A 25,111-nucleotide genomic window follows, 5' to 3' on the forward strand; every position below is an offset into this window, starting at 1 on the left:
CGCACGCTATTGCTTCTCGTTCTGCCGGAGGGCTTCCTCGAGTTGGTCTTCGAGAATGATGATCCGGCAGGCGGCCTCCAGGGCGGTGCCCTGATCGACCATCTCCCGCGCCCGGGCGGCCAGGCGCAGCTGGTAGCGGGAGTAGCGGCGGTGCCCGCCGCTGGAGCGGTGCGGGTTGATCAGTTTCGCCTCGTCCAGGCGACGCAGGAAGTCCTGCGTGGCGCCGAGCATCTCCGCGGCCTGGCCGATGGTGTAGGCCGGGTAGTTCTCATCGCCGAACATGTCCTCGGGGTTTTGCCCCATGTCACCTCCACGTCGAGGGCCCCGGCGCATAAGCGCCGGGGCCCAGGGTTACGGGTCAGAACACCATCTTCCGACAGAAACGTCGGCTTGTCGTATCCGCACCAGCCGCCACTGACGGCATCGGGCGCGAGGATCGCATATGCGTGACCGGAGACCACCTCTCGTTCGATGGAAACTGCGGTGTCCGCCCGGCCTGACATGACAGCCGACGGCGGGCGATCCAACGGTGTAAGGCCCTCCCTTTCCTCTGCTACTTCTTCCCCTTGCTGTCGTACGGTCCGCCGGCACCGGAGCCCACGCGACTTCATGGCCCCGACACGTACGGCGAACATCAGCTGGAGCCCCGAAAAGAGCCTTGGCCCCACCTGCAACCGGCGTGCGTCACGCCGTAACTGACGTGCTCCTACTACCTCTCGAGAGGAACGGTGAAGCATGTTCCTCTCCTCGCCGCCCGTCGTGATCCCACGGCCGGACAGCCCGTCTACGTCTTGACGGATCTTTCCTCTCGACTCGAAGAAGAGTATGCCACACCACCGAAGATATCTAGTCGTCGGAACCTAGATTTCCTGACCGCCGGTCACCCACCCCGACCCCGACAGCAATCCCCAGCAGCCGTCTCTCAGCGGTGGCCTGCCCGGGCCTTGGTCGGTGACCAGGGCAATCGCTGACCAGACTCAGCCGTTGCCCTGGCGGGTCGCTCCGGTCCCGATCGCCCGCAGGTGGGCCAGCCCTTGCGCCCAGGACTGGATCAGATTGGTTTCGTGGTAGGCGATGCCATGCTCGGTGCAGAACTGGCGGATCAGCGGCTGGGCGTGGCGCAGGTTGGGTCGCGGCATGCTGGGGAACAGGTGATGTTCGATCTGGTAGTTCAGCCCGCCGAGGAGCGCGTCGAGGAGTCGACCACCACGTACGTTGCGGGAGGTGAGGACCTGTCGGCGCAGGTAGTCGAGGTCGTCGGCCTCGGTGAGGATGGGCATCCCCTTGTGGTTGGGTGCGAAGGAACTGCCCAGGTAGAGACCGAACAGGGCCTGGTTGACCAGGATGAACACGATCGCCTGCGGAACGCTCAGAACCAGGAACGCGGCCCCGAGGTACGCGGCGAAGTGCAGGACGAGCAGGCCGGCCTCCACCGGTCGGTGCCGGAGCCCAGGACGGCTGATGATCGCCCGGACGCTGGCGCCGTGCAGGTGCACACCCTCCCCCAACAGCAGAGGGAAGAACAGTGCCGCCTGGTGCCGGACGAAGAGCGCCCGCAGGCCACGCTGCGTCGCAGCCTGGCCCGGAGTGAAAGACAGCGGAGCCACCATGAGATCGGGGTCGCGGCCCTCGGTGTTCGGATGGGCGTGGTGGCGGTTGTGCTTGTCGACCCACCATCCGAAACTGATCCCGGTCAGCAGATTCGCACAGACGAGGCCGAGAACATCGTTGGCCCGACGGGATCGGAAGATCTGCCGGTGCCCGGCGTCGTGACCGACGAAGGCCAACTGCCCGAGGAACATCGCCACGGCGGCCGCGACAGCCGTCTGCCACCACGACGGTCCGAGCCGGACGAACACCACGCCCAGGACGCCGAGACAACCCAGCACAAGCGCGATCCGCGTCGCGTAGCGCCAGGGCTGACGGTCGAGGAGACCCGCGCCCCGGACCAGGCGAGACAGCTCGGCGTACGCACTGCCACGGTCACTGCGAGCGCCAAGATCCGCACTACTCACTCTCGCCCTCCTACAGGATGGCCGTTCAGGTCACGGGTCTGCCAACAGCCGCGAGGGGGCAGGCACGCGACCCCTTCGCTATACGACAGACATCGAGCAAGCGAACCGCCGCTTGACCGTCCCAGTCTTCCTCACAGCCGCCTCTCGCAGAAGGAAACGGCAGCTCACGCAACCATGGCGCAAGCACCGTTCACCTAGCCCACGCACCGGCGCCAGAAGGCATCCCAGCGCGCCACGCCGGTGAAGCAGGATTCACAGCACACCATCGGCACGATACGAAGCTCGTTGACAGCCGGCGTACGGACAACTGGCAAGGCCGAATCCACCCTGACCACCTCCGATGTGCTGAGCCCAGGCGTCCGCGTGCCGGATGACCTTCCAGACGATCGAGCCTTTGGCCCCGACGTAGGCCGGCCGGTCGTGGCGAAACTGCGCCGCCGGTCGGCGTTCCACATCGGCGTACTCGCTGCCGGCCGGGGGATGTGCCCGTAGATGGTCACAAAAGAGCAGCGGGAACTGCTCGGAGAAGCTGCCGAGCTGACGTGCGTTGGTAGTCCCCACCCGAGCCGGTGACCTCGTCATCCTGAAGGTCGTCGACGATCAGGCCGTGCAGCTCCGCGAGGCCCAAGACGACGTCGACCCCCTCGCGGCGAGTAGCTGATGTTCATGCTCACCTGGTCGATGCCGACAGCGAGAGGTGCCGACATCCAGGGCGACTACGGGTCGTATGGGCGTACCCCTGAGGGGACGCCCCGTTTTCGTCACCCCGCCGGGTCGGTGGGCCCGGCGGCGGTGGCATCACTCAATCAACGACCGACCATGTGACGCGACGACACGTCACGAGAAACGAGGAAGCCGAACCGCCTTGTCCACCGTTCGGCAGAGGCCACGGTAGAACTCGACCATCTCCTCGTCTGTCGGTTCCTGCTCCTGCGTCTCCTCCAGGGCCCTGCGGGCGCCCACGGACAGCGCACGCACGAGCCGCTTGGCGGCCTCCGGATCGTCGATCTTCCGGATGTCCAGATATCCCATTGCCCGGCCGGGGCTGAGCCACTCGTCGAACTCGTCGACTGCGGCCACGTCGGCGGGGACCAGCCTCATGACGTGCGCCAGCACCCTGCCCTGGATCCACCACTCCAGGTCGTCGTCGAACAGCACCGCCAACACCAGGACCCCCATGCCGAGCAACAGAACTGGTACAGCAGAAGCCGATGCGGATGACGTCCTTCCGCCCCGAGTCGTCGGCTCTCTTCGCCATCGCGATCCGCCACTCCATCGGATAGCCCGTCATGTCGACGACCGTGAAGCCGTTTCCTTGGTGAGGCGGTGGTCGAATGACGCGAGCCACCACGCCACAGCTGGCAGCGCGCCAAGCACGACGATGGCGATCACCCATGAAGCATGATCGGTTGATCGCATAACCGGAAGCACCACTGCGCACCTTGTGTGAAATCTTCACGCGTCGGCACCAAGCTGCCTCTCCTCGGTACCCCTACAGACTTGCCACCGCAGCTCACCATCCCGTATGCCGCCGACTGCTCCCAGCCTGCTCCCCCTAGACCGGGCTCGCACCGGGCCGCCGACCGCTCCTGAACTGCCGGCCCAGCGCTGCGGTTGGCACCAGCGCTGGCTCCCTCAGCCGCATCGGTAATTGGGAAAGCACGCCCACGAGCACCGCGCCTTGTCAGCGGCAGAAGAGTGTGTCGACGGCTCCACGCTCTCGCGGCCGCTTGTGATCAGTGTGCAACGACGACGGTGCGTACGACGCCATCAGCAGGTCTCGGATGCTCGGTCGAAAGCCGAACCAGATCACACCCGGTAGTACTGCACGACGCAGAACTCGTTGTCCTCCGGGTCGGTCATGACGAGGACCGCGCCCTCGTGGTAGTCATGCCGTTCACCTGTCCACCGCCCGCCCAACATCCCGATCCGATCGACCGCTTCGTCAACGTCGGTAACGGCGATGTCGAGGTGTAGTCGCGTCTTGCCGGCCTTGGGCTCCGGAACCGGCTGGAATGTCAGCACCGGGCCGTCCCCGGCGACAGTGACGCGCCGCCAGCCGGGAAGAGACTCCGTCACGCGTCCTCCAAGCACCACGGACCAGAAGTCAGCCAGTCGCTGCGGATCCCGGCAGTCGACCGTGACTCCGGCAAGTCGGCCCAGTGTCTCCACGACACCGACCATAGCGACGATGTGCCGCCCACTCCCACAGGCCATCAGTTCGATGAATTCAGGCTGACCATCGATGACCTGCACGCTCTTTAGCAGCGGTGCCGCCTCCACCTCACCGTCAGGGCAGTTCGATGCCGTTGGACGCAGTTCAAGGCTGTTCTAGACAGCCCGCTGCGTCCAACCTACTCCCGGCCCGTTGCCTTGGTTGGCACCAGCGCGGGCGCCAGCAGCCCCATCGATCGTGGAGCGTCCCCCTGGCACGTCGCCTCGTGGTCGACGCGGCCGTCCTTTTCGCGCGGTGCCATACTCGCCGACGTGAGCTCGCTGCTGGAAGCCTTCGCAGGGCTGCTCGATCGCTCCATCGGGGAGATCGCCGCAATGGCCACGGACGCCCGGAGCTTCGACGCGACTCGTATCGGCCGCATCGCTGATATCTGGGACAATAACGCCGTGCCTTTGGTGAGCGCGGCATGTGCTCCCTGGCCACTTCGATCCAGACGAGCAAGCGCCGGCCTGCGGTGGATGGCTGACCTCGGGGCCGACCGACGCCGGCTGATGGTCGATCTCGACCCGAGCCTGGACAAGGTGCTTCCCACCGCAAGGCCGGAGCGTTCCGTACATCGGGACTACCAAGGACGCGTCTTCCCGGGCGCCTTTCGGCTGACCGCTGGAATCATCGATGCTCTTGTCCACGACTACGACCTCGCCAACGGCAGCGTGCGCTCGCTCACCGCCCAACCGTCGGACGAGGGATTGCAAGTACACCTGACCCTGGCCACTCCACGACGGTTCACACCCACTGCCGGACGCATCTCGCGGGACGGATCCAGGAAGCCCTGGCCGGCCGCGCCGCTGAGGCTCACCCTCAACGGGGTCACCAAATTGCAGTTCGACGCCGAGGACCGGATCGGGATGGCCGTAAGCCGCACTGACGCCGGGTTGGCCGTGACAATTGGGCGGACCGGTCGCCTGCTGGCGACCGAGGCTTCAGTCTGGCCCGACGACCCGCGATGGAACGAGTCAACGGCAGGCCAGGCAGCCGACCTCACCACGCCACACGCACGGCCACAACGACGGAAGCCGCTACAGACGTCGACCCTGAGCGCACCGCAACGGGCCGCCGCCCAAGCGCTCGTCATGTTGATGAACCATGCTCGACTCGTCCACCACTATCCGAACCTTGCCGCCGGCGTGCCGATCCTCGACATCTGCCGTATCGCGGCCGACGCGGGCAGCGCCATTCTCAGCGCGAGCACGCGTCGTGGAGCAGAGCGTCAGACGGCGTTCGTGGAGCTTGAACGACGGTGGCGTCACATACCACCCACGGTGCCACCTGAGGCGATCCACTACGGCCCGGTCGTGCTACGTCACGCACGGTACGACGAGCCCCACGACGACTACGACGTACCTCACGACGGCTGTGCCGTCCTTCTCGCCGCAGTGCCGGGCGCGGACCCCGCAGTACCGTGGACTCTCACCAGCGAGGAGTTCACCCACCCGTCACGGTTCCGAATAACCAGCACCGCGTTCAACGACGGTCAGCACATCCACCACGACGGCGAAGTCCTACGCATCGGCGACGCGCTCGTCGTCCGCTAAACCACGAACGACCACATGGACCTGGTCGCCGCTCTCACCCGCGCGCGGTCCAAGTTGCATTCACGTACCGCATCGGCGGCGACTACCCGACGGGCATGCCACCGCTGCCGCTAAATAATTCAGGCACCGACTACCGGAGGCGCGGCATCACATGATCGCTGCTGCCCCGGCTGGACGATCCGGCCAGACCCGGACCCGTGGCGAGTCAACGGGTCGGACGAGTCGGCGCCGATGCTCGGTGTCCGGATAGCGTCGCTCACGAATCGTCGCGCATTGTCAGCGGCAGTTCCGGACGCTCTCTCAGCCCGGCGGTCTGTCGAGATCGGTCCGTCCCCACGCCACATCGACTACCCATGACGCCGTAGCGGCGACTTGTCTCCCACGAGCCAGAGATGACCCCATGGGTCGAAGAAGCCGCCCTGGCGGTGCGTGCCCCATGGCGCGGAGTGGTCGCGTACCGGATCGTGGTAGTCGGCTCCTGCCGCAGCAGCACCACCGACGACGGCGTCTGGATCGTCGACAAAGACCTCGACCCGCGCCGAGGTGCTGCCGAGCGCCGTCGGGCTCTCCCAGCCGTTGTTCGCGGGTTCCGCGACGAAGAACGGTGCCCCGTCGAGCTGGAGTCCAATAACCGACCCCAGGTTCCACAGCTCAGTGGCACCAAGGGCTTGCTGGTACCAAGCAGAGGCTGCTGCGGCATCGGGCACCGCGAGCATGACGGAGATGAGGGTCATAGGGAAAAGGGTAGGCAATCCGGAGCGCAACGCGAAGCGAACAGCCGCTCATCGGCAGATGTGCGCGCTTGCCATTCAGAAGTCGCCGTTGGAGGGCGCCGGGCTCAGCACGTCTCGCTGTGGGTCGTGCTGAGCCTCGCGCAGGCCAGCACGGTCAGGGCGGCTCCGAGCAGCAGCGCCGCGACGGCGACGGCGGTCTCGACGTCGGGCCCGGTCTCGACGGCCACCGACACACTCACGCCCGTCTGGTAGAAGGCGTCGCTGCCGCGCGGCTCCGGCCGACTCCGCCAGGCATCGTCCACCGCGAGCCAGGCCACCGTGGCCAGCAGCGTGACACCCACTGCGGCGATCGGGGCGGTGCCATGGCGCTGGACCGCGCGGCTCACAACCCAGGCATACCCCCCGAGCACGCGCAACGCCGCCACGGCCACATTGGTGAACGAGCCGAGCAGGGCGGTCAGCCCCGACGGGAGGAGGGCGACAAATACCAGGGTGACCAGCGTGAGCACGCCCACGGCGAAGCCCGCTACCGATTGATCCGGCAACGGGCTTCTGACCTGCGAAAACTGAGAGTGGGCGATGCTGGTATCGAACCAGCGACCTCTTCGGTGTGAACGAAGCGCTCTCCCACTGAGCTAATCGCCCTCAGCGCCGTTGACTCTACCCGATCGTGGAACGAGACCGGAAATCCGGGGTCAGTGCGTCGCGAGGTACCGCATCGCCTCGGCCACCACGTCGATGCCGAAGCTGAGCTTGAGTGAGAGCCAGACCACAGCGCCCACGAAGACCAGGCCGACGACCCCGAGCACGAAGCGCAGCGGCAGCGACTGTCGCGTCACCCAGCGGGTCCAGCCGTGCACGTGTCGGCGGGTGAAGCCGAGCAGTCGGCGGGCCCAGTGGAATTCCACGGCCCAGATGCCGAGGCCGGCGATGACCAGGAGCCAGCCCGGCCCGGGCAGCGGGATGAGGGCGATGCCGATGGTGACGACCAGCGCGCCAGCGATGGCGATGAAGATCTTGAGGGCGATCCGGCCGGTGGGGTTGGCGCGGATCAGGTCGAGGGTCGTCGAGATCCGCTGCCGCCAGTGGGGTCGCTTCGGCGGCTCGCCGACGACGAGGACGCCGCCGGTACGGCCCGTGTCGGGCGTCGACCGTCCGGGTCGCTCGGGCTGCTCCATCGGCACGTCGTACCCCCGCTTTTCGGCTGCTCGGACCGCGACTTTCGGCGGACCGGACGCGGCCACCGGATCCACTGAGGATCGGTTCGTGACCATTTCACCCCCCAGTGTCGCTCGGGCCCGTCACTGCAACGGCCGACTGGACGTTACCGGAGTAAGTCGACGACTGAGCCACCCGACGCCGGGCGGAATCACGCACTGGGCAGAACCGGAAATCCTACATGAATGCTCACATTCACGCGGTCTTTCCGTCCCCCTTCCCACCACTGGGTGAAGTCAGCGTATGGCGGAGCGTAGCCAGGAGTAGCACCTGAGTATGGGAAAAGCGGGACACGCGCGTTCCGCAGCGGTGCCGGGGGGAGAACGTCCATGAGTGTCATCCGACCGACGACCGTAGAGGTCGAGACGTCGCTAAGGCTCGTCGCACCTGACGCCACCGCCTTGCCGGTGCGTGCCAGTCTGCGTTACGACCCTGCTGACCCGTATGCGGTCCATGTCCTGTTCCATGCCGAATCGGCCGGGGGCGAGGCGGTGAGCTGGTCGTTCGCTCGCGAACTTCTGGTCACCGGCCTGGACGAGCCGGCGGGCATCGGCGATGTGCGGGTCTGGCCCTGGGCCACACCGCGGGGCGACTTCGTCGCGCTGGCCCTCTCGTCACCGGACGGCAACGCCCTCTTCGAGGTGCCGCGCAGCGTCCTGGTGCGTTTCCTTCGACGGACGTACGTCGTCGTCCCGCGCGGCCGCGAGGCCGAGCACCTGGACGTCGACACGGCGGTGAACCGGCTGCTCGCCGGTCGCTGAGCACCGCCCGAACGGGCAACACCGGCCAGACAGGGCCGCGCGGATCTGCCGAGTCCGCGCGGCCCTGGCACACCCCGGGGGTACGCGGGCAGCCCGACCGGGGGTGGCCGGCGCTCAGCCGTGGGTGGTGATGCCGCCGTCGACGGGGATGACCGCGCCGGTGAGGTACGCGCCGGCCCGCGAGGAGAGGTAGATGGCGGTGCCGGCCATGTCCTCGGGGCGACCGATGCGGCCCAGCGGCACCTGCTGCTCGATGGCGGCCCTGCTCGCCGGGTCGTCGAGGGCGAACGCCATCATCTTGCTCTCGAACGGGCCGGGCGCGATCGCGTTGACGGTGATCTGCTCGCCGGCCAGTTGGTGGGCGAGGCTGCGGGTGAGCATGTGCACTGCCGCCTTGGTGGCGGAGTACGCGTACACCTCCATGAACGGCACCCGGATGCCGTCGATGGACCCGATGTTGATCACGCGGGCGGGGTCGTCGGCGCTGGCGGCGGCGCGCAGCGCCGGCAGCAGCGCTGTGGTGAGCCGGAAGACGGCCTTGACGTTGACCGCCCAGAGCTTGTCGAACGCGGCCTCCGGGTAGCTCTCCAGCGGGGCGCCCCAGGTGGCGCCGGCGTTGTTGACCAGCACGTCGAGGCGGTCGACGCGCTCGCGGACGGCGGCGGCGAGAGCCTCGGCGCCGGCGTCGGTGCCCAGGTCGGCGGGGATGGCCTCGCAGTGGCCCTCGGCGGAGAGTTCCTTGGCGACCGCCTCGCAGACGTCCGCCTTGCGGGACGAGATGATCACACGGGCGCCGGCGCGGACGAAGCCCTGGGCGATCATCAGCCCGATCCCCCGCGATCCGCCGGTGACCAGGACCGTCTTGCCTTCGACCGAGAACAGCTGCGTCATGCCCATCCCATCGCGTGTCGGCGGGTCCGCCGGGCGGTCGGGCGGACGGCGGGCGCCGGGCGGCCACGGACCGCACAGCGCTACCGCCGGGTAACGTAGCCCGGCCGCGGGGATCGCGACAAGCCTCGCCGCCGCCGCACACGAGATCGGGATGCGGTGACCTGCGGTTCGGGCTACCGTCGCAGGCGATGGTCTCCACCGATCCCTCCCCCGCGCCATCGATCGGAACGGCGTCACCCGTACCCGACGAGATTTCCACGTTCGCGCTTGCCGACCTGGCCGGCGACCCCGGCTGGCGGCGGCCGGTGTTCGTCGAGCGGGAGCTGTTGATCCTCACCACCAGGGGTCACGGCGACGCCGAGCTGGATTTCCACCTGTTGCCGTGCCGGCCCGGCACGCTGCTGCGGGTCCGCGCCGGCCAGGTGCTGCGCTGTGTCGGCCCACAGTTCGACGCGACGGTGGTCGGCTGGACCGCCGAGGCGCTGCACGGCCTGGCCGTCGATCCGGACGCCCCGCAGACCTGGCGACAGTTGGCCGGCGAGGACGAGGACGCGGTGATCAACGAGGTGAGCCAGTTGGCGGTGGACTGCCAGCGGCACGGCGGCGCCCCGGCCGGTCGTGCGCTGCTGCGCCACCAGCTCGCCGTGCTGCTGCTGCGGCTGACCCTGCCCGGCCTGGCCCGGTCCGGGCACCGGCCGGAGGTCGAGACGTTCCAGCGGTTCGGCCGGGAGGTGGAGCACGGCTACCAGCTGACCCGGCGGGTCGAGGACTATGCCGCCGCGCTCGGCTGCTCGGTGCGGACCCTGACCCGGGCCTGCCTGGCCGTGACCGGTCGCAGCGCCAAACAGGTCATCGACGAGCGGGTCGCGTTGCAGGCCGCCCGGCTGCTCGCCGCGAGCGACGAACCGATCGCCCAGATCGGCCGTCAGCTCGGCTTCTCCGAGCCCACCAACTTCGGCCGGTTCTTCACCCGTGAGATCGGGGTCAGCCCGGGGGCGTTCCGCGCCACCCGTGATCAGCCGGCCACCGGCCGGGTCGTCCGGCCCCGAGCGGCGGCCGAACCGACGGGCGCCAACGGCGGGCGGTTCCGCTCCGGCGCCGCCGCCGAACCGGCCAACGGCGGTCACGCCACGCGGTCCGGGAAGCCCACCGGGGCGGGCGGCGGCACCGGGCGGGCATGATGGCGGAGTGCAGATCTCCGCGCGCGGCGACTACGCGGTACGGGCGGCGCTGAGCCTCGCGACCGCGTACCCCTCGCTGATGTCCACCCAGGCCATCGCCGCCGAACAGGACATGCCCCGCAAGTTCCTGGAGGCGGTCCTGGCCGATCTGCGCCGGGCCGGCATCGTGCGCGCCCAGCGCGGCGCCGAGGGTGGCTACACGCTCGCCCGTCCGCCCCGCGAGGTGACCGTCGGCGCGGTGCTGCGCGCGGTGGAGGGCCCCCTCGCGGGTGTACGCGGCCTGCGGCCCGAGGAGACCCGCTACGAGGGCGCGGCGGAGAACCTGCCCGGCCTGTGGGTGGCGGTCCGCGCGGCCGTACGGCGGGTCGTCGACGAGGTGAGCCTCGCCGAGATCGTCAGCGGTCGGCTGCCCGCGCACGTCCGCAAGCTCACCGCCCTGCCCGACGCCTGGGAACCACGCTGACGCCGGGCGGCGGGGCCGCCCTCAGCAGCCGAAGAGCGCGCGCAGCCAGGTGAGCTGCTCGACCTGCTGGTGCGCCGCGCCACCCTCGTGGTCGTTGAACTCGTACACGCGCACCTCCTTGTCACCGCCGTACCGGTGGTAGGCGGCGAAGCAGGTCGAGGGCGGGCAGGTCCGGTCCATCATGGCGACGGAGAACAGCGCGGGCGCGGTGGCGCGGGGCGCGAGCACGGCGGCGTCGACGTACGACAGGGTGTGGAACACCTGGCTGGCCCGGTCGCGGTAGAGGGCGAGGTATTCGGTGATCTCGCCGTACGGGCCCGCCCCGGCGACCTGGACGCCACGCCGGACGTCACAGAGGAAGGGCACGTCGGGCATGGCCGCCGCGACACCGGGGACCAGCGCGGCCACGGCCAGCGACAGGCCGCCGCCCTGGCTGATGCCGGTGACGGCGATCCGGTCGGCGTCAATGGCGGGATGCGCGGCGGCGGCGGTGGCGAACCGGACCGCGTCCGTGATCAGCCTGCGGTAGTAGAAGTCGTCCGGGTCGGTGACGCCGCGGGTGAGGAAACCCGGGACGGTTCCCGCCGGGTACCGGTCCGGGTCGGCGGTGACGCCGGGCGCCGCGCTCCAGCCCTGACCCCGCGTGTCCATGATCAGGTGGGCGAAGCCCGCCGCGGCCCAGAATAGCTTCTCGTGGGGCAGGCCACGGCCACGGCCGTACCCCAGGTACTCGACGACGCAGGGCAACGGCCCGGTGGCGGTCGCCGGCAGGTGCAGCCAGCCGTGCACGGGCTCGCCGCCGAAACCGGCGACGGTGACCGCGTACGTGCGGATCTGGGTCAGGCCCGTGTCCACGGGCTCGTACGTCGCCGCCGTGGGTTCGTCGGCGCCCAGCGTCCGCTCCCAGAAGGTGTCCAGGTCCTTCGGCACGTCCAACTCGGGTCGGTACGCCCAGCACTCGGCGAGGGTGAGATCGCTCAGAGCCACAGCATGGCCTCCGTGACAGCAGGTTTGTCGGTGTGTGGGGGGGGTTGCGCTACCGGGCGGCCATCGCCGAGGCGAACCAGCCGGTGATGGTGGCGGGGTGGGTGATCGCCGTACCCACGACCACCGACCACGCCCCCGCCCGCAGCGCCTGCGCAGCCTGCGCCGGCGTGTGGATCCGGCCCTCAGCTACCACCGGCACGTCGACGGTGGCGGCGAGCCGGGCGACCAGGTCCAGGTCCGGTCCGGGCTGCTTGGTGGTGTACGCGGTGTAGCCGGCCAGGGTGGTGCCGACCAGGTCGGCGCCCGCCGCAGCGGCGGCGATCCCCTCGGCGAGGGTGGAGCAGTCCGCCATCACCAGAGCTCCGGTCAACTGGTGGACGGCGGCGATGGTCTCGCGCAGGCTCCGGCCGTCCGGCCGGGGCCGCGCGGTGGCGTCGAGCGCGACGACGTGCGCGCCGGCCCGGGCCACCGACAGCGCGTGCTCCAGCGTGGGGGTGATGAAGACGTCGTCGTTCCCGTCCTTCCACAGGCCGATCAGCGGCAGGTCGACGGCCTCCCGGATGGCCGCGATGTCCGCCAGGCCCTGGGCGCGGATGCCGGCGGCTCCGCCCTGGGCGGCGGCGAGGGCCACCCGGCGCATCGTGTCCGGGGTGCGCATCGGCTCACCGGGGTACGCCTGGCAGGAGACGACCAGCCGGTGGCGGAGTCCTTCGATGAGCGCGTTCATGAGATGCCCTTCCAGGCGAGCGTGGCGGCCCCGAGAAGTGGGGCGTCCGAACCGAGGGTGGAGGCCAGCACCGGCACGTCGTCCAGGCTGGGCAGGATCTCCCGCCGTACGGCGGCGCGAAGGGCCTGCCACCAGAGGTCGCCGAGGCCGGCAACGCCGCCGCCGATCACGACGGCGCCGGGGTCGAGCATGTTGACCAGCCCGCCGACCGCCGAGCCGACGGCGGTGCCGCCCAGCAGGATCACGTCCCGGGCCGCCGCGTCGCCGTCCGCGGCCCGCGCGGCGACCGACCGCAGGTCGTCGACCCGCTGGCCGGTACGCCGCACGTACTCCTCGGTGAGGGCGGGGCCGGAGGCGATGGCCTCCAGGTGGCCCTGGCCGCCGCAGGTGCACTGCAACTGCCCGGCGTACGGCGAGGGCTGGTGGCCGGCGTGGCCGGCAGTCGAGTGGGCGCCGGTGAGCACGTCGCCGTCGACGACGAAGGAGGCGCCGATGCCGGTGCCGACGGCGATGAAGAGCGTCGTGTCGTAGCCGGCCGCGACGCCGTGCCGCGCCTCACCGAGGGCGTGCGCGTGCACATCGTTGATGACGGACACGGGTACGCCCAACTGCTCGCGCAGTCGTCCCCGCAGGTCCGTACCGGCCCAGCCGGCCAGGGCGTCGGTGGCCGACAGCACCAGGCCCGTCCGGGGGTCGATCACACCGGCACTGCCGACACCGAGGGCACCGACTCGTCCCGCCACCCTCGACCGCAGCCGACCGACGAGATCGGCTGCGTTGTCGAGGATGGCGGTCGCCCCGGCCCGGCCAGGGGTCGAGGCTGTGAGTCGGTCGATGACCTCGCCGTCGCGGGTCACGATGGCGGCGGCCGTCTTGGTGCCTCCGATGTCGAGCGCGGCGACAACCGGGGGCGTGCGTACCGTGGGCATGGCTAGACGAGCCCCGCCAGTTCCAGGTGGCCCCGCACCCGGGCCGCCTCGTCGGCGTCGAGCGGTCGCAGGGGCAGCGACACGGCGTTGCTGTCGATGACACCGAGCAGGGCCAGGGCGGTCTTGAACGCGCCCACCCCGCGGGTGGCCCCGGCCGCCGTCGCCGGATCGGCCGCGTCGACGATCCGGAACAGCCGGGTCAGGCGGTCCTGCTCGGCGCGGGCGGCATCCCAGTCGCCGTCGACGCAGGCCCGGTGCAGGCGTACGTAGCCGGCCGGGTCCACGTTGCCCAGTCCCGGGACGGAACCGGAGGCGCCGGCGAGCATCATCGCGTCGACCACCACCTCGTGGCCGGTCAACAGGCTGAAGTCGGCGTTCGGCGAGTGTTCCGCGATCGCCAGCACCAACTGGCGGAAGGAGACGTCGTCGCCGCTGGAGTCCTTGACGCCGGCGAGGACGCCGTCCGCCGCGAGCCGGGTCAGCAGACCCGGCGACAGCTTGGTGTGCACGCAGACCGGAATGTCGTACGCCAGCAGCGGCAGCTCGACCGCCGCGGCGAGCGACCGGAAGTGCCGCTCGACCTCGTGCGGGCCGACGATGGCGTAGAAGGGTGCGGTGGCCACCAGGCCGTCGACACCCAGACGCGTCGAGGCCTCGGCCCGGTCGACGACCCGGCGGGTGGTGGGCTCGATGCAGCCCGCGATGACCGGGACGGTGCCGCCGACGGTCTTCACGATGGTTTCGAGAGCCTGGTCCCGCTGGCTGTCGGTGAGGAAGACCGTCTCGCCGGAGCTGCCGAGGGCGAAGATGCCGTCGACGCCGGCAGCGAGCATCCGCTCGACGAGCCGTTCAAGGGAGGCGACATCGACAGCACCCTCCTCGGTCAGGGGGGTGACGACCGGCGGCACGACTCCGGCGAACCGCGGGGCAGGGGTGGTCACGCTGTCTCCTCGACATGTAGGGGGGTGTTGCGGCCGGTCGCTGCTCTGGCGAGCTCGACCAGCTCCGTGTTGCTCGATCCGGCGGGAACGGGGTGGTAGCACCGGAACTCGTGGAGGCCGGCACCGCCGTCGCCCGTCGTGGGTGGTGGCATCTCGATGGCGCAGCCGTCGGTGGCCTTCCAGCAGCGGGTGCGGAACGGGCAGCCGGTGGGCGGCCGGGTCGCGAGCGGGACGGGGCCGACGAGCGGGATCGGATCCAGCGGCGAGAGCAGACCGGGCGTCGCGGAGAAGAGCGCCCGGGTGTACGGGTGCTGCGCGACCTCGGGCAGGCCGGCGGCGGGGGTCTGCTCCACGATCCGGCCGAGATACATGGTGACCACCCGGTCACTGATCCGCTTCACGGTCTGGATGTCGTGCGACACGAAGACCATGGCCAGGTTCAGGCGCTCCTTGAGGTCCAGGAGCAGGTTGAGGATCTGCGCCCGTACCGACACGTCCAGGGCGCTGGTGGGTTCGTCGGCGATGACCAGCCCCGGTTCCAGGGCCAGGGCCCGCGCGATGGACACCCGCTGGCGTTGGCCGCCGGAGAGCTGGCTCGGCAGGACGTCGGCGACCGACCGGGGCAGCCCCACCAGGGCCATCAGTTCCCGCACCCGCTCCTCGCGCTGCGCCTTCGTGCCGCGACGGTGCACGTCGAGCGGGTCGCGCAGGATGTCCCGGACCGGCATGCGCCGGTTCAGCGACGTGGCCGGATCCTGGAAGATCATGCCGACGCCGGCACCGATGTGCATCCGGCGTTCCGCAGCGTTCATCGACCAGACGTCCTTGCCGGCGAAGGCGACAGTGCCGCTCGTCGGCCGCTGCAGACCCACCAGCACCTTGGCCATCGTGGACTTGCCGCAGCCGGACTCGCCGACGACGCCGATGGTCTCGCCGGCACGAACGGTCAGATCGGCGCCGGTGAGGGCGTACACCCGCTCGCGGCCGAACATGCCGCCCCCGCCGGTGCGGTGGACCACGTGCACGTCGCGCAGCTCGACGATCGACTGGTGTGGGACCGACTCGCTCATCGGGCCAGCTCCTCTTCCCTGACGGTGACGGCCGGGTGGTGACAGGCGTACCGGTGCCCGGCGTCGCCCTCCAGGTGGGGCGTCTCCTCCCGGCAGATCTCCGTCGCCATGGGGCAGCGGTCGGCGAACCGGCAACCCGACGGGAAGTCGGCAGGCGACGGCACCACACCGCGGATCTGGGTGAGCCGCTCCGCGCCGGCCTCGAGGGAGAGCACGGAGCCGAGGAGGCCCCGGGCGTAGTGGTGCGCGGGCGCTCCGACCACGTCGGCGGTGACACCGCTCTCGACGATCTGACCGCCGTACATCACCACGACGCGGTCGGCGACGTCGCTGACCAGTGCCAGGTCGTGGCTGACCAGGATCAGCGCGAAGCCCAACTGGCCGCGCAGCCGCATCAGCAGCTCCATGACCTGCGCCTGGACCGTGACGTCGAGCGCGGTGGTCGGCTCGTCGGCGATGATCAGGCGTGGGTCGCGGGACAGCGCCATCGCGATCACCACACGCTGCCGCTGGCCGCCGGAGAGTTCGTGCGGGTACGCGGACAGGGTGCGCTGCGCGTCCAGACCCACCAGTTCCATCAGCTCCTCGGCCGACCTGGTGCCGCCCCGACTGATCATCTGGGCGAGCTGGGGCCCGATGCGCAGTGAGGGGTTCAGGGCCGAGAGGGCGTCCTGGTAGACCATCGCGATCTCGCGGCCCATCAGGGCGCGGCGTCGTTTCGCATTCAACGTCAGCAGGTCGGTGCCCCCGAAGTGGACCTCGCCGCGAACCCGGGCACCCTGCGGCAGCAGACCCATCACGGCGAGCGACGTGAGGGACTTGCCCGAGCCGGACTCCCCCACCAGGCCCAGCACCTCACCGGGACGCACGTCGAAGGTCAGGTTGTCGACGATGTCGACGCCCCGGTGACGCCCCTGGAACCCGATGGACAGGTTCCGGACCTCCAGGACGGGCTCGCCCTGCGGGAGCGGACGGGCCCGCTCGCGCAGCCGCTGCGCCGCCTCGGGCAGGCCGGGCAGTTGCACCATCTCACCGGAGCCGGGCTGCGCCTCCTCCTGTGCGTCGCCGGCCTTCGTCCTGGTGGCCCGCCGCGCCGCCGGGGCGGCCCAGGCGTCCGACATGCCCTCGGAGAGCACGTTCAGGGCGAGCACGGTCAGCAGGATCAGCAGGCCGGGGAAGAACGTGGCCCACCAGCCACCGATCTGGACCATCTCCTTGCCGAAGGCGATGACCGAGCCCCACGAGGACGCCGCCTCCTGGGGAGCGAGGCCGCCGCCGATGAAGGAGAGGGACGCCTCGAACACGATCGAGTCGGCCACCATGACGGTGACGAAGACGAGGATCGGTGCGGCGCAGTTGCGCAGGATGTGCCGCCACAGGATGTGCGGCCGGCGGGCGCCGATGATGCGTTCGGCGGCGACGTAGTCCTCCCGGTACTGCGAGAGCACGTTGGCGCGCACGATGCGGGCGACCTGGGGGACGAAGACGAAGCCGATCGCGATCACCAGGACCAGGAGGCTGTTCTTGCCGAAGGAGATGATCAGCAGGGCGGACAGCACGATGGCGGGGAATGCCATGACGACGTCGAGGCACCGCATCACCACCTCGTCGACCGCGGGCCGGCTGGTTCCCGCCAGCGCGCCGAGGATCGCGCCGACCACCAGGGCGATGCCGGCGCTGCCGAAGCCCACGATCAACGAGCGTCGGGTGCCGGCGACCAGCCGCGAGAACACGTCGCGGCCGAGCTTGTCCAGGCCGAACCAGTAGTCGCCGTTCGGGCCGGTCAGCGCGGGACCGAGCCCGGCCTGCGCGGGGTCGTGCCGCAGGATCAGCGGCGCGAAGACGCCCACCACGAGGATGAGCAGGATGAAGCTCAGGGCGATCCGGGACGTGACGCTGAGCCGTTTGAAGGCGATGCCGGGAACCGACAGCCGGGCGGTGAGTGTTCGACGCATCAGTGGGCTCCGCGCAGTCGAGGGTTGGCGAAGAGGTAGAGGATGTCGACCACCAGGTTCACGAAGACGAAGCAGATGGCGATCGTCAGCACGGTCCCCTGTGCGAGGGCTGTGTCGTTCTGCTGCACCGCGCTCATGATCTGGGTGCCCATGCCCGGCAGCGAGAAGATGGCCTCGATGACGACAGTGCCGCCCAGCAGGTAGCCGATCCGCAGGCCCAGCACGGTGAGCGGGTTGATGAGCGCGTTGCGCAGCACGTTGCGTCCGACCACCACGCGCGGCGGCAGCCCGGCGCCAATGGCGGTACGGACGTAGTCCTTGTCGAGTTCCTCGACCATCGACGTCCGCACGATCCGGGCCAGTGAGCAGCCGACCGGCACGGCGAGAGCCAGCGCGGGCATGGCGAGGGACTGGAGCCACATCGAGAACGAGTCACCGGGGTTGACGTACCCGCCGGTGGGGAAGATCGGGCGGCGGACCGACAGCTCCTGGATGAGCAGGAGGGCCAGCCAGAACGACGGCATGGCGATACCGGCCATCGAGACGAACCGGATGACCTGGTCGGGCCAGCGGTCGCGGTACAGCGCCGCGGTGATGCCGAGGGCCAACGCGATGACCAGCGCGCCGACGATGCCCAGGGCCGTGAGCTGGATCGTCAGCGGCAGCGCGGTGGCGATCTTGTCGGCGACCGGAACGGACGGCGGGAAGGTCACGCCGAGATCGCCCCGGAGCAGGTCGCCCAGGAAGTGCAGGTACCGCAGGGGCAGCGGGTCGTCCAGGCCGTTGGCGGCCTTGAACGCGGCCACCTGCGCGGGCGTCGCCTGGTCGCCGAGGACGGACAGCGCGGGATCGATCGGCGAGAACTGCATGATCACGAAGACGAAGATCGTGATGCCCAGAACCAGCGGTATCAGGGTCAGGAGTCGTCGCGCGACAAGACTCAGAACGCTCAGCATGGTGTCTTTCTTTCGTCGAGGGCGCCGGGGCGTCCCGCCCAGCCCGAGGGGCGAAGGGCTGGGCGGGACGCGGAGGGGCCGGATCCGGGGCCCCCGGGGGCGGGCTCAGCCCTTTCGGCTGCTGCCCAGGAAGTACAGGCCGGTGGTCGCCGCGCCCGAGAAGTCGCTGAGCTTCGCGGGGTCGTACGCGGTGACGACCTTGGTGTGCAGGATCGGGTACAGGGGGACCTCGTCGGCCACCTTGTCCAGAGCCTGCTTCCACAGGGCCTTGCGGGCCGCCTCGTCGGAGGTCTGCGCGGCCTTGTCGAGCAGGTCGGCCATGGCCTTGCGGTCGGCGGCGTCCCACCGGTACCGCAGGCCCGGCCAGGTCTGGCCGTAGTAGAACCAGCGCAGCAGCAGGTCGGTGTCGACGCCGAAGACGCTCGGGTCGCCGGTGGCCATCAGCACCCGGAAGGTGTCCTTGGGAACGATGTCGCCGTAGATGGCCGACGAGGGCACCGTGTTGAGGGTGGCGTTGACGCCGATCTTCTTCCACTGCTCGATGACCAGCGGGGCGACGTCCTTCACCGCGGAGTTGTCAGTGGTGTCGAGCTGGAACGACAGGTTGGTGACGCCGGCCTCGGCGAGCAGGGCCTTGGCCTTGTCCACGTTGTGGTCGTAGACGGTGGCGGCCTTCTGGTAGTCCTTGTTGCCCTCGTCCAGGTAGCTCGTCGCCGGGGTGCCGTAGCCGTTGAGCGCGGTCTTGATGACCGCGTCCTTGTCGATCGCGTAGTGCAGAGCCTGGCGTACGCGCTTGTCGTTGAACGGCGCCGCGGACGAGTTGAACATGAGGAAGACCTGGTTGAAGGCCTGCTTCACGTCAACCGTGTACTTGCCCTTGAGCGAGTCGACGTTCAGGTACGGCACCGACTCGATGGCCTGAACACGGCCACCCTGCAGGTCCGACACCCGGGCGGAGGCCTCCGACGTGGTGTTCCACGTCATCGTCTCGACCTTGGCCGGCTTCGGGCCGTTGTAGTTCGGGCTCTTGCTGAGCTTGACGCCCGACTCCTTGGACGCGCTGTCCAGCTTGAACGGGCCGGAGCCGATCGGCGCGGTGTCGAAGGACTTCGACGCGGCGGGGTCCGCGGTCTTCGCCTTCGGCACGATCTTGATGACGGAGATCCGCTCGGAGAACAGGGCGAACGGGTACTTCAGCTTGAACTCGGCGGTCGTCGCGTCCTTGGCGGTGACCGAGTCGATGAACGACACGAACCCCTGCATCAGCGGCGGGGCCTTGGGGTCCGCCGGCTTCAGCACGCGCTGGAAGGACCAGGCGACGTCCTCGGCGGTGACTGGCGTGCCGTCGGAGAACTTCGCGCCGTCACGAACGGCCACCGTGTAGGTGAGCCCGTCCGGGCTGGCCACCGGGTCTTCCTTGGCCAGGGCACGGTAAGGTTCCCGCGTGACCGGGTCGAGATCGATCAGACCCTCGAAGATGTGCTGGTTGACCGCGGTCGCCACCGCCGACGAGGCGTTCCCGGGGTCGAACCCGCTGGAAAGGGTGAACGCCAGAGTGGTCTCGATCGAGGTCGCACCCCCGTTACCGCCTTCGACGGCATTGGTCGAGGCGGGGCCGCCACTGCACGCGACCAGCCCGAGTGCGAGGGTTGCCGCGGTGGATGCGACGGCCAACGAGCGGAACCGGCGCGGGGGGAAGCGCCGACTCTCCTTTGGCTCAACGGTGGTGCTCACGTAGCTGCCTCCATAGGCTCTTCATGCGCTCGCGTACCGCTCGCGCTGAGGGATTCGAAGGTAATGGGGTCTGACGTCAGACATCTGATGCCGATAGGGTGAGCGTGTCAGATCCGTGAACGAAGGGCAAGTGGCAGATGACGACCATTGACGCGTCCCCGCTGCGCGGTGCGGAGCGCCCGGGTCCCCGCCGGCAGGAGGTGGCGACCAAGGTCAAGGATTACATCCTGCGCAATCGCCTCAAGCCGGGAGACATCCTGCCCACCGAGGCGGAGCTGTGCGAAGCGGTGGGCGCGAGCCGCTCCAGCGTCCGTGAGGCCGTCAAGATCCTCTCGGCCCTCGACATCGTCGAGGTTCGGCACGGTCACGGCACCTTCGTCGGCCGCATGTCTCTCGCCGCGCTCGTGGAGAGCCTGACCTTCCGCGGCCTGCTCAGCGGCGAGGAGGATCACCATGTGCTGGGGCAGGTCGTCGACGTCCGGCAGACCCTCGAACAGGGGCTGGCAGCCCAGGTCATCGCCGTCCTCGACAGCGGGCACCTGGCGGAACTCTCCACCCTCGTCGACGAGATGGAGACCCTCGCCGCCCAGGGGGCGGACTTCCTCGACGTCGACCGCGCCTTCCACGTGAAGCTGCTGGAGCCCCTCGGCAACGACCTGATCCTCCAACTGACCGAGGCGTTCTGGCAGGTGCAGGCCATCGTCGCCCCCACGCTGCGCACCGAGCCGGAGGACCGGGTGATCACCGCCCAGCGGCATCGGGCAATCGTGAACGCGGTCGCGGCCGGGGATGCGTCGGAGCTACGCGCCGCCATCGCCGATCACTACGCACCCATCCGGGCCAGCATCGCGCGCGTCGTACAGGCCTGAAGCGACTCCGCCAACGCCGCCGGATTCGTGACCGCACCGATACGCCCCGGGCCGGAATCGCGCCCGGATGAGAGGGGCCGGACGCCCCACGGCCCGTCGTGACGCGGGTTCCGGGGCCCCCGTTCACAGCGTCCGGCGGAGCCACTCCTCGACACCGGCGACGTGCACGGTGGCCCAGGAGCGCGCCAGCTCGGGCTGCCCGGCCGTGATCGCGTCGACGATCGCCTGGTGCTGCTCACGGGTCCGGGTGACGGCGCCCTCCTGGGTGACACCGCGCCAGATGCGGGCCCGGGTGGTGGGGCCGGAGAGCCCGTCGAGCAGCGAGCACAGCACCGCGTTCCCGGCGCCGACGGCGATCCTGCGGTGGAATTCCAGGTCGTTGGCGACCAGCGCCTCGACGTCGCTGGTGTCGCCGACGTCGTCGAGGACGGCCTGGAGGCCGGCGATGTCCTCGGCGACCATCCGCTGCGCGGCCAACGCCGTGGCGGCGGGCTCGAGGATCCGCCGGACCTCAAGGAACTCCAGCACGGTGTCGTCGCGGTGGAAGTCCACGACGAAGCCGAGCGTGTCGAGCAGCAGGTGCGGGGCAAGGCTCGTGACGTAGGTGCCGTCGCCCTGGCGGACGTCCAGGACGCGGATGATGGACAGCGCCTTCACCGCCTCCCGCAGGGAGTTGCGGGACAGGCCGAGCCGCCGGGCCAGGTCCGCCTCCTTGGGCAGTCGATCGCCGGGGCCGAGTTCGCCCGAGGTGATCATGCTCTTGATCTTGCCGATCGCCTCGTCGGTGAGCGCCATCGCTGCCTCCGCGTCGGTTCGAGCCCGTTGCCGTGACCGCGAGGATTCCATTCCTAGCTGATGGATGCCGACAGCGACACCCGAAGAGCGTCTGGGAGCCATACATCGGATGTTTTTTGCCTCCGGAGCTCTGACATCGGACGTCCACCAGGAAACTGCCCCTTCGGCGACAGGCCGATGAGCTGATGATTGGCCACCAAGCCCGCGATCTTCCTCCTCGAAGGCCACAGTAGAACTTAAGGATCCGGTCCATTGACAATAATAAACATCCCACGTTAACTCTCCTCTACATAGAGGAGGTCCTATGTTCGGGAACAGCAGTCTCCGGAGGATCCTGCGGGCGTCAGCCGCGCCCCTTCTCGTCGCCGCGTGCCTGACCTCCGTGTCCGTCGGCACGCCTCCCGCCCGTGCCGCCGCCGACCCGAGCCTGGCGCTCTGGTACGACGAGCCCGCCGCCGCCTGGGAGAGCAACGCGCTGCCGCTGGGCAACGGCGCGCTCGGCGCCATGGTCTTCGGCGGCGTCCAGACCGAACACCTCCAACTCAACGAGAAGAGCCTCTGGACGGGCGGACCGGGCGCCACTGGCTACAACCACGGCAACTGGGCGTCACCACGGCCCGGTGCCCTGGCCGGCGTACAGGCCCAGATCGACCGGGACGGACGGATGGCGCCCGGCCCGGTGGCGACCGCGCTCGGGCAACCGGCCACCGCGTTCGGCTCGTACCAGAACCTCGCCGACATGTACCTCGACATGACCGGCACCCCGACGACTGTGAGCGGCTACCGGCGCGAGCTGGACCTCGCCGAGGCGACCGCCCGCGTCGCGTACTCCCACGGCGGGGTCACCTACCAGCGCGAGTACGTCGCCAGTTACCCCGGCAACGTGATCGTCGCCCGGCTGTCGGCGAGCCAGGCCGGGAAGGTCTCCTTCGTCCTGCGGACCGTCCCGGCCCAGCCCGGCAGCACCGTCACGGTGGCGAACGGCCGGATCACCGTGCGGGGCACCCTGCCCGGCAACGGGTTGATCCACGAGACGCAGTACCGGGTCGTGACCACCGGCGGCACCCGGACCGACGGCGGCGACCGGGTCACCGTCACCGGCGCGGACTCGGCGTTCGTCGTGCTGTCGGCCGGCACGTCGTACGCCGACACGTACCCCACCTATCGCGGCGCGGACCCGCACACCCGGGTCACCCAGGCGGTCGACGCCGCGGCGACCTCGACGTGGGCGGCGCTGCGCGCGGCTCATCTCGCCGACTACCAGCGGCTCTTCGACCGCGTCCGGCTCAACGTGGGCGGGCAGATGCCCAACGTTCCCACCGACGAGCTGCGGTCGGCCTACACCGGCGCCGCCGGACGGGCCCAGGACCGGGCGCTGGAGTCGCTGTACTTCTCCTTCGGCAGGTACCTGCTCATCGCGTCGTCGCGCGGCGGCTCCCTGCCGGCCAACCTCCAGGGCATCTGGAACAACTCCAACAACCCGCCCTGGCAGGCCGACTACCACACGAACATCAACGTGCAGATGAACTACTGGCCGGCGGAGACCACGAACCTCACCGAGACCGCCGCACCGCTGTTCGACTTCATCGACGCCCTGCGGGCGCCGGGCCGGACCACCGCCCAGACCATCTACGGCACGACCGGCTGGGTCACCCACCTCAGCACCAACCCGTACGGCTTCACCGGTGTCCAGGACTGGGCCACCGCATTCTGGTTCCCGGAGGCCGCGGCCTGGCTGTGCCAGCACCTCTACGAGCACTACCGCTTCACCCGCGACACCGCGTTCCTGCGCGACCAGGCGTACCCGGCGATGAAGGAGGCCGCCGAGTTCTGGCGGGCCAACCTGCGCGTCGACCCGCGTGACGGCAGGCTGGTCGTGACGCCCAGCTACTCGCCGGAGCAGGGTGACTTCTCGGCCGGCGCGTCGATGAGCGAGCAGATCGTGTGGGACCTGCTCACCAACACCATCGAGGCGAGCACCACGCTCGGCGTCGACGCCACCCTGCGCGCGCAGTGGCAGACCACGCTGAGCAAGCTCGACCCCGGCCTGCGGGTCGGCTCCTGGGGCCAGTTGCAGGAGTGGAAGGCCGACTGGGACAGCCCGACCAACGACCACCGGCACGTCTCGCACCTGTTCGCCCTGCACCCGGGCCGGCAGATCTCGCCGCTGACCACCCCGGCGCTCGCCGACGCCGCCCGGGTGTCCCTCACGGCGCGCGGCGACGGTGGCACCGGCTGGAGCAAGGCGTGGAAGATCAATTTCTGGGCTCGGCTGCTCGACGGCGACCACGCCCACAAGATGCTCGCCGAACAGCTCAAGAGCAGTACGCTCGCCAACCTGTTCGACACCCACCCGCCGTTCCAGATCGACGGCAACTTCGGGGCCACCGCCGGCATCGCTGAGATGCTGCTGCAGAGCCAGAACGGCGTGGTCGACGTGCTGCCCGCCGTGCCGGCGGCGTGGCCCACCGGCTCGGTCAACGGCCTCAGGGCACGCGGCAACGTGACAGTGGACGCCGAGTGGCGCAACCGACTGGCCAGCCGGATCACGCTCACCGCCGGCAGCGGCGGCGCCCTCACCGTCCGCAACCCGATGCTGGCCACCGCCTCGCTGGTGGACCTGAACACCAACCAGACCGTGCCGGTGACCCGCGACGGTGACCGGGTGACGTTCACGGCCGTGGCCGGACACCGCTACCAGGCCGTCTCCACGGCCGCGACCGGCACGATCGCCGGTGTGGCGAGTGGCCGTTGCGTCGACGTGCCGGGTGCGGCCACCGCCGACGGCACCACACTCATCCTCTGGGACTGCTCCGGCGCCGCCAACCAGATCTGGACCCGGCAGGCCGACAACACCATCCGCAACCGTGGCAAGTGCCTCACCGCCGCGAGCACCACCAACGGCGCCGCGGCGACCATCACCACCTGCGGCACCGCCACCAACCAACGATGGACGTACGACACCACAGCGAAAACCCTGCGCAACCAGGCCACCGGCACCTGCCTCGACGCCAACGGCGGCGGCACCACCAACAACACCGCGGTCATCCTCTGGACCTGCACCACAGCCACCAACCAGCAGTGGCTGATGTAGCACCCGCCACCCACCCGTAC

General features: G+C 69.7%; 24 protein-coding genes and 1 tRNA gene. 6 read left to right on the plus strand and 19 right to left on the minus strand.

The window, feature by feature from the left end; genetic code table 11:
• Positions 1–6: 6 nt before the first annotated feature.
• The 5 genes from AB0B97_RS20430 to AB0B97_RS20450 form a co-directional block, all read right to left on the minus strand.
• Entirely contained in the window at positions 7–303 is a 297-nt protein-coding gene (locus AB0B97_RS20430) for a helix-turn-helix domain-containing protein (protein ID WP_234581695.1), read from the minus strand.
• A 674-nt stretch (positions 304–977) separates the two neighbouring features.
• On the minus strand, positions 978–2,015 hold the full coding sequence (locus AB0B97_RS20435) for an acyl-CoA desaturase (RefSeq protein WP_357495493.1): 1,038 nt from the start codon (positions 2,013–2,015) through the stop codon (positions 978–980).
• 252 nt (positions 2,016–2,267) lie between these two features.
• Positions 2,268–2,597 carry a GrpB family protein gene (locus AB0B97_RS20440; RefSeq protein ID WP_357495495.1) on the minus strand — a complete coding sequence of 110 codons (330 nt, stop codon included), beginning with the start codon at positions 2,595–2,597 and terminating at the stop codon, positions 2,268–2,270.
• A gap of 255 nt (positions 2,598–2,852) precedes the next feature.
• Positions 2,853–3,194 carry a hypothetical protein gene (locus AB0B97_RS20445; protein WP_357495497.1) on the minus strand — a complete coding sequence of 114 codons (342 nt, stop codon included), beginning with the start codon at positions 3,192–3,194 and terminating at the stop codon, positions 2,853–2,855.
• Positions 3,195–3,824: 630 nt separating this feature from the next.
• The gene (locus tag AB0B97_RS20450; protein ID WP_357495499.1) at positions 3,825–4,298 is read right to left on the minus strand and encodes a VOC family protein; all 474 of its coding nucleotides are present in this window, start codon (positions 4,296–4,298) and stop codon (positions 3,825–3,827) included.
• Positions 4,299–4,502: 204 nt separating this feature from the next.
• On the opposite strand from AB0B97_RS20450, the gene AB0B97_RS20455 reads away from it, so the two are divergent.
• Complete coding sequence (locus AB0B97_RS20455) at positions 4,503–5,786, plus strand: hypothetical protein (protein ID WP_357495501.1); 1,284 nt, start codon at positions 4,503–4,505, stop codon at positions 5,784–5,786.
• Between the two features lie 347 nt (positions 5,787–6,133).
• On the opposite strand, the gene AB0B97_RS20460 is transcribed toward AB0B97_RS20455, so the two are convergent.
• The 4 genes from AB0B97_RS20460 to AB0B97_RS20475 form a co-directional block, all read right to left on the minus strand.
• Positions 6,134–6,520, minus strand: coding sequence for a VOC family protein (locus AB0B97_RS20460; RefSeq protein WP_357495503.1), 387 nt, complete (start codon positions 6,518–6,520; stop codon positions 6,134–6,136).
• A 104-nt stretch (positions 6,521–6,624) separates the two neighbouring features.
• A complete protein-coding gene (locus AB0B97_RS20465; RefSeq protein ID WP_357495505.1) occupies positions 6,625–7,035 on the minus strand; it encodes a hypothetical protein in 411 nt (136 codons plus the stop codon).
• A 58-nt stretch (positions 7,036–7,093) separates the two neighbouring features.
• Positions 7,094–7,165 (minus strand) — tRNA-Val (locus AB0B97_RS20470).
• A 50-nt stretch (positions 7,166–7,215) separates the two neighbouring features.
• Positions 7,216–7,794, minus strand: a complete 579-nt coding sequence (locus tag AB0B97_RS20475) for a PGPGW domain-containing protein (protein ID WP_357495507.1) — start codon at positions 7,792–7,794, stop codon at positions 7,216–7,218.
• Between the two features lie 273 nt (positions 7,795–8,067).
• Between AB0B97_RS20475 and AB0B97_RS20480 the strand changes: the two genes are divergently transcribed.
• Complete coding sequence (locus AB0B97_RS20480) at positions 8,068–8,499, plus strand: SsgA family sporulation/cell division regulator (protein WP_007457244.1); 432 nt, start codon at positions 8,068–8,070, stop codon at positions 8,497–8,499.
• Positions 8,500–8,613: 114 nt separating this feature from the next.
• Here the strand turns inward: AB0B97_RS20480 and AB0B97_RS20485 are convergent, their stop codons facing one another.
• Positions 8,614–9,390: a glucose 1-dehydrogenase gene (locus AB0B97_RS20485; protein ID WP_357495509.1), complete on the minus strand. Its 777-nt coding sequence runs from the start codon at positions 9,388–9,390 to the stop codon at positions 8,614–8,616.
• Positions 9,391–9,578: 188 nt separating this feature from the next.
• Between AB0B97_RS20485 and AB0B97_RS20490 the strand changes: the two genes are divergently transcribed.
• Together AB0B97_RS20490 and AB0B97_RS20495 are read left to right on the plus strand one after the other, a co-directional pair.
• A complete protein-coding gene (locus AB0B97_RS20490; RefSeq protein ID WP_357495510.1) occupies positions 9,579–10,571 on the plus strand; it encodes a helix-turn-helix transcriptional regulator in 993 nt (330 codons plus the stop codon).
• A 7-nt stretch (positions 10,572–10,578) separates the two neighbouring features.
• Complete coding sequence (locus AB0B97_RS20495; protein WP_357495512.1) at positions 10,579–11,034, plus strand: Rrf2 family transcriptional regulator; 456 nt, start codon at positions 10,579–10,581, stop codon at positions 11,032–11,034.
• A gap of 21 nt (positions 11,035–11,055) precedes the next feature.
• Here AB0B97_RS20495 and AB0B97_RS20500 read toward each other — a convergent pair whose 3' ends face one another.
• The 8 genes from AB0B97_RS20500 to AB0B97_RS20535 form a co-directional block, all read right to left on the minus strand.
• A complete protein-coding gene (locus AB0B97_RS20500) occupies positions 11,056–12,021 on the minus strand; it encodes an acetylxylan esterase (protein WP_357495514.1) in 966 nt (321 codons plus the stop codon).
• Between the two features lie 49 nt (positions 12,022–12,070).
• A complete protein-coding gene (locus AB0B97_RS20505) occupies positions 12,071–12,748 on the minus strand; it encodes an N-acetylmannosamine-6-phosphate 2-epimerase (protein ID WP_357495516.1) in 678 nt (225 codons plus the stop codon).
• On the minus strand, positions 12,745–13,677 hold the full coding sequence (locus AB0B97_RS20510; RefSeq protein WP_357495518.1) for an ROK family protein: 933 nt from the start codon (positions 13,675–13,677) through the stop codon (positions 12,745–12,747). Before AB0B97_RS20510 ends, AB0B97_RS20505 begins: the two co-directional genes overlap by 4 nt.
• 2 nt (positions 13,678–13,679) lie before the next feature.
• Complete coding sequence (locus AB0B97_RS20515; RefSeq protein ID WP_234581683.1) at positions 13,680–14,618, minus strand: dihydrodipicolinate synthase family protein; 939 nt, start codon at positions 14,616–14,618, stop codon at positions 13,680–13,682.
• Entirely contained in the window at positions 14,615–15,688 is a 1,074-nt protein-coding gene (locus AB0B97_RS20520) for an ABC transporter ATP-binding protein (protein WP_357495520.1), read from the minus strand. Before AB0B97_RS20520 ends, AB0B97_RS20515 begins: the two co-directional genes overlap by 4 nt.
• Complete coding sequence (locus tag AB0B97_RS20525) at positions 15,685–17,643, minus strand: dipeptide/oligopeptide/nickel ABC transporter permease/ATP-binding protein (protein WP_357495522.1); 1,959 nt, start codon at positions 17,641–17,643, stop codon at positions 15,685–15,687. Before AB0B97_RS20525 ends, AB0B97_RS20520 begins: the two co-directional genes overlap by 4 nt.
• Complete coding sequence (locus AB0B97_RS20530; RefSeq protein ID WP_234581680.1) at positions 17,643–18,599, minus strand: ABC transporter permease; 957 nt, start codon at positions 18,597–18,599, stop codon at positions 17,643–17,645. Before AB0B97_RS20530 ends, AB0B97_RS20525 begins: the two co-directional genes overlap by 1 nt.
• A 105-nt stretch (positions 18,600–18,704) precedes the next feature.
• Positions 18,705–20,333, minus strand: a complete 1,629-nt coding sequence (locus tag AB0B97_RS20535; RefSeq protein WP_357495525.1) for an ABC transporter substrate-binding protein — start codon at positions 20,331–20,333, stop codon at positions 18,705–18,707.
• Between the two features lie 137 nt (positions 20,334–20,470).
• On the opposite strand from AB0B97_RS20535, the gene AB0B97_RS20540 reads away from it, so the two are divergent.
• The gene (locus AB0B97_RS20540) at positions 20,471–21,202 is read left to right on the plus strand and encodes a FadR/GntR family transcriptional regulator (RefSeq protein WP_357495526.1); all 732 of its coding nucleotides are present in this window, start codon (positions 20,471–20,473) and stop codon (positions 21,200–21,202) included.
• A 123-nt stretch (positions 21,203–21,325) separates the two neighbouring features.
• Here the strand turns inward: AB0B97_RS20540 and AB0B97_RS20545 are convergent, their stop codons facing one another.
• The gene (locus AB0B97_RS20545; RefSeq protein ID WP_357495528.1) at positions 21,326–21,997 is read right to left on the minus strand and encodes a FadR/GntR family transcriptional regulator; all 672 of its coding nucleotides are present in this window, start codon (positions 21,995–21,997) and stop codon (positions 21,326–21,328) included.
• Positions 21,998–22,301: 304 nt separating this feature from the next.
• Between AB0B97_RS20545 and AB0B97_RS20550 the strand changes: the two genes are divergently transcribed.
• Entirely contained in the window at positions 22,302–25,091 is a 2,790-nt protein-coding gene (locus AB0B97_RS20550; protein WP_357495530.1) for a glycoside hydrolase N-terminal domain-containing protein, read from the plus strand.
• Positions 25,092–25,111: the final 20 nt, after the last annotated feature.

The sequence above is a fragment of the Micromonospora sp. NPDC049004 genome (genome assembly GCF_040649315.1).
Lineage (GTDB): Bacteria > Actinomycetota > Actinomycetes > Mycobacteriales > Micromonosporaceae > Micromonospora.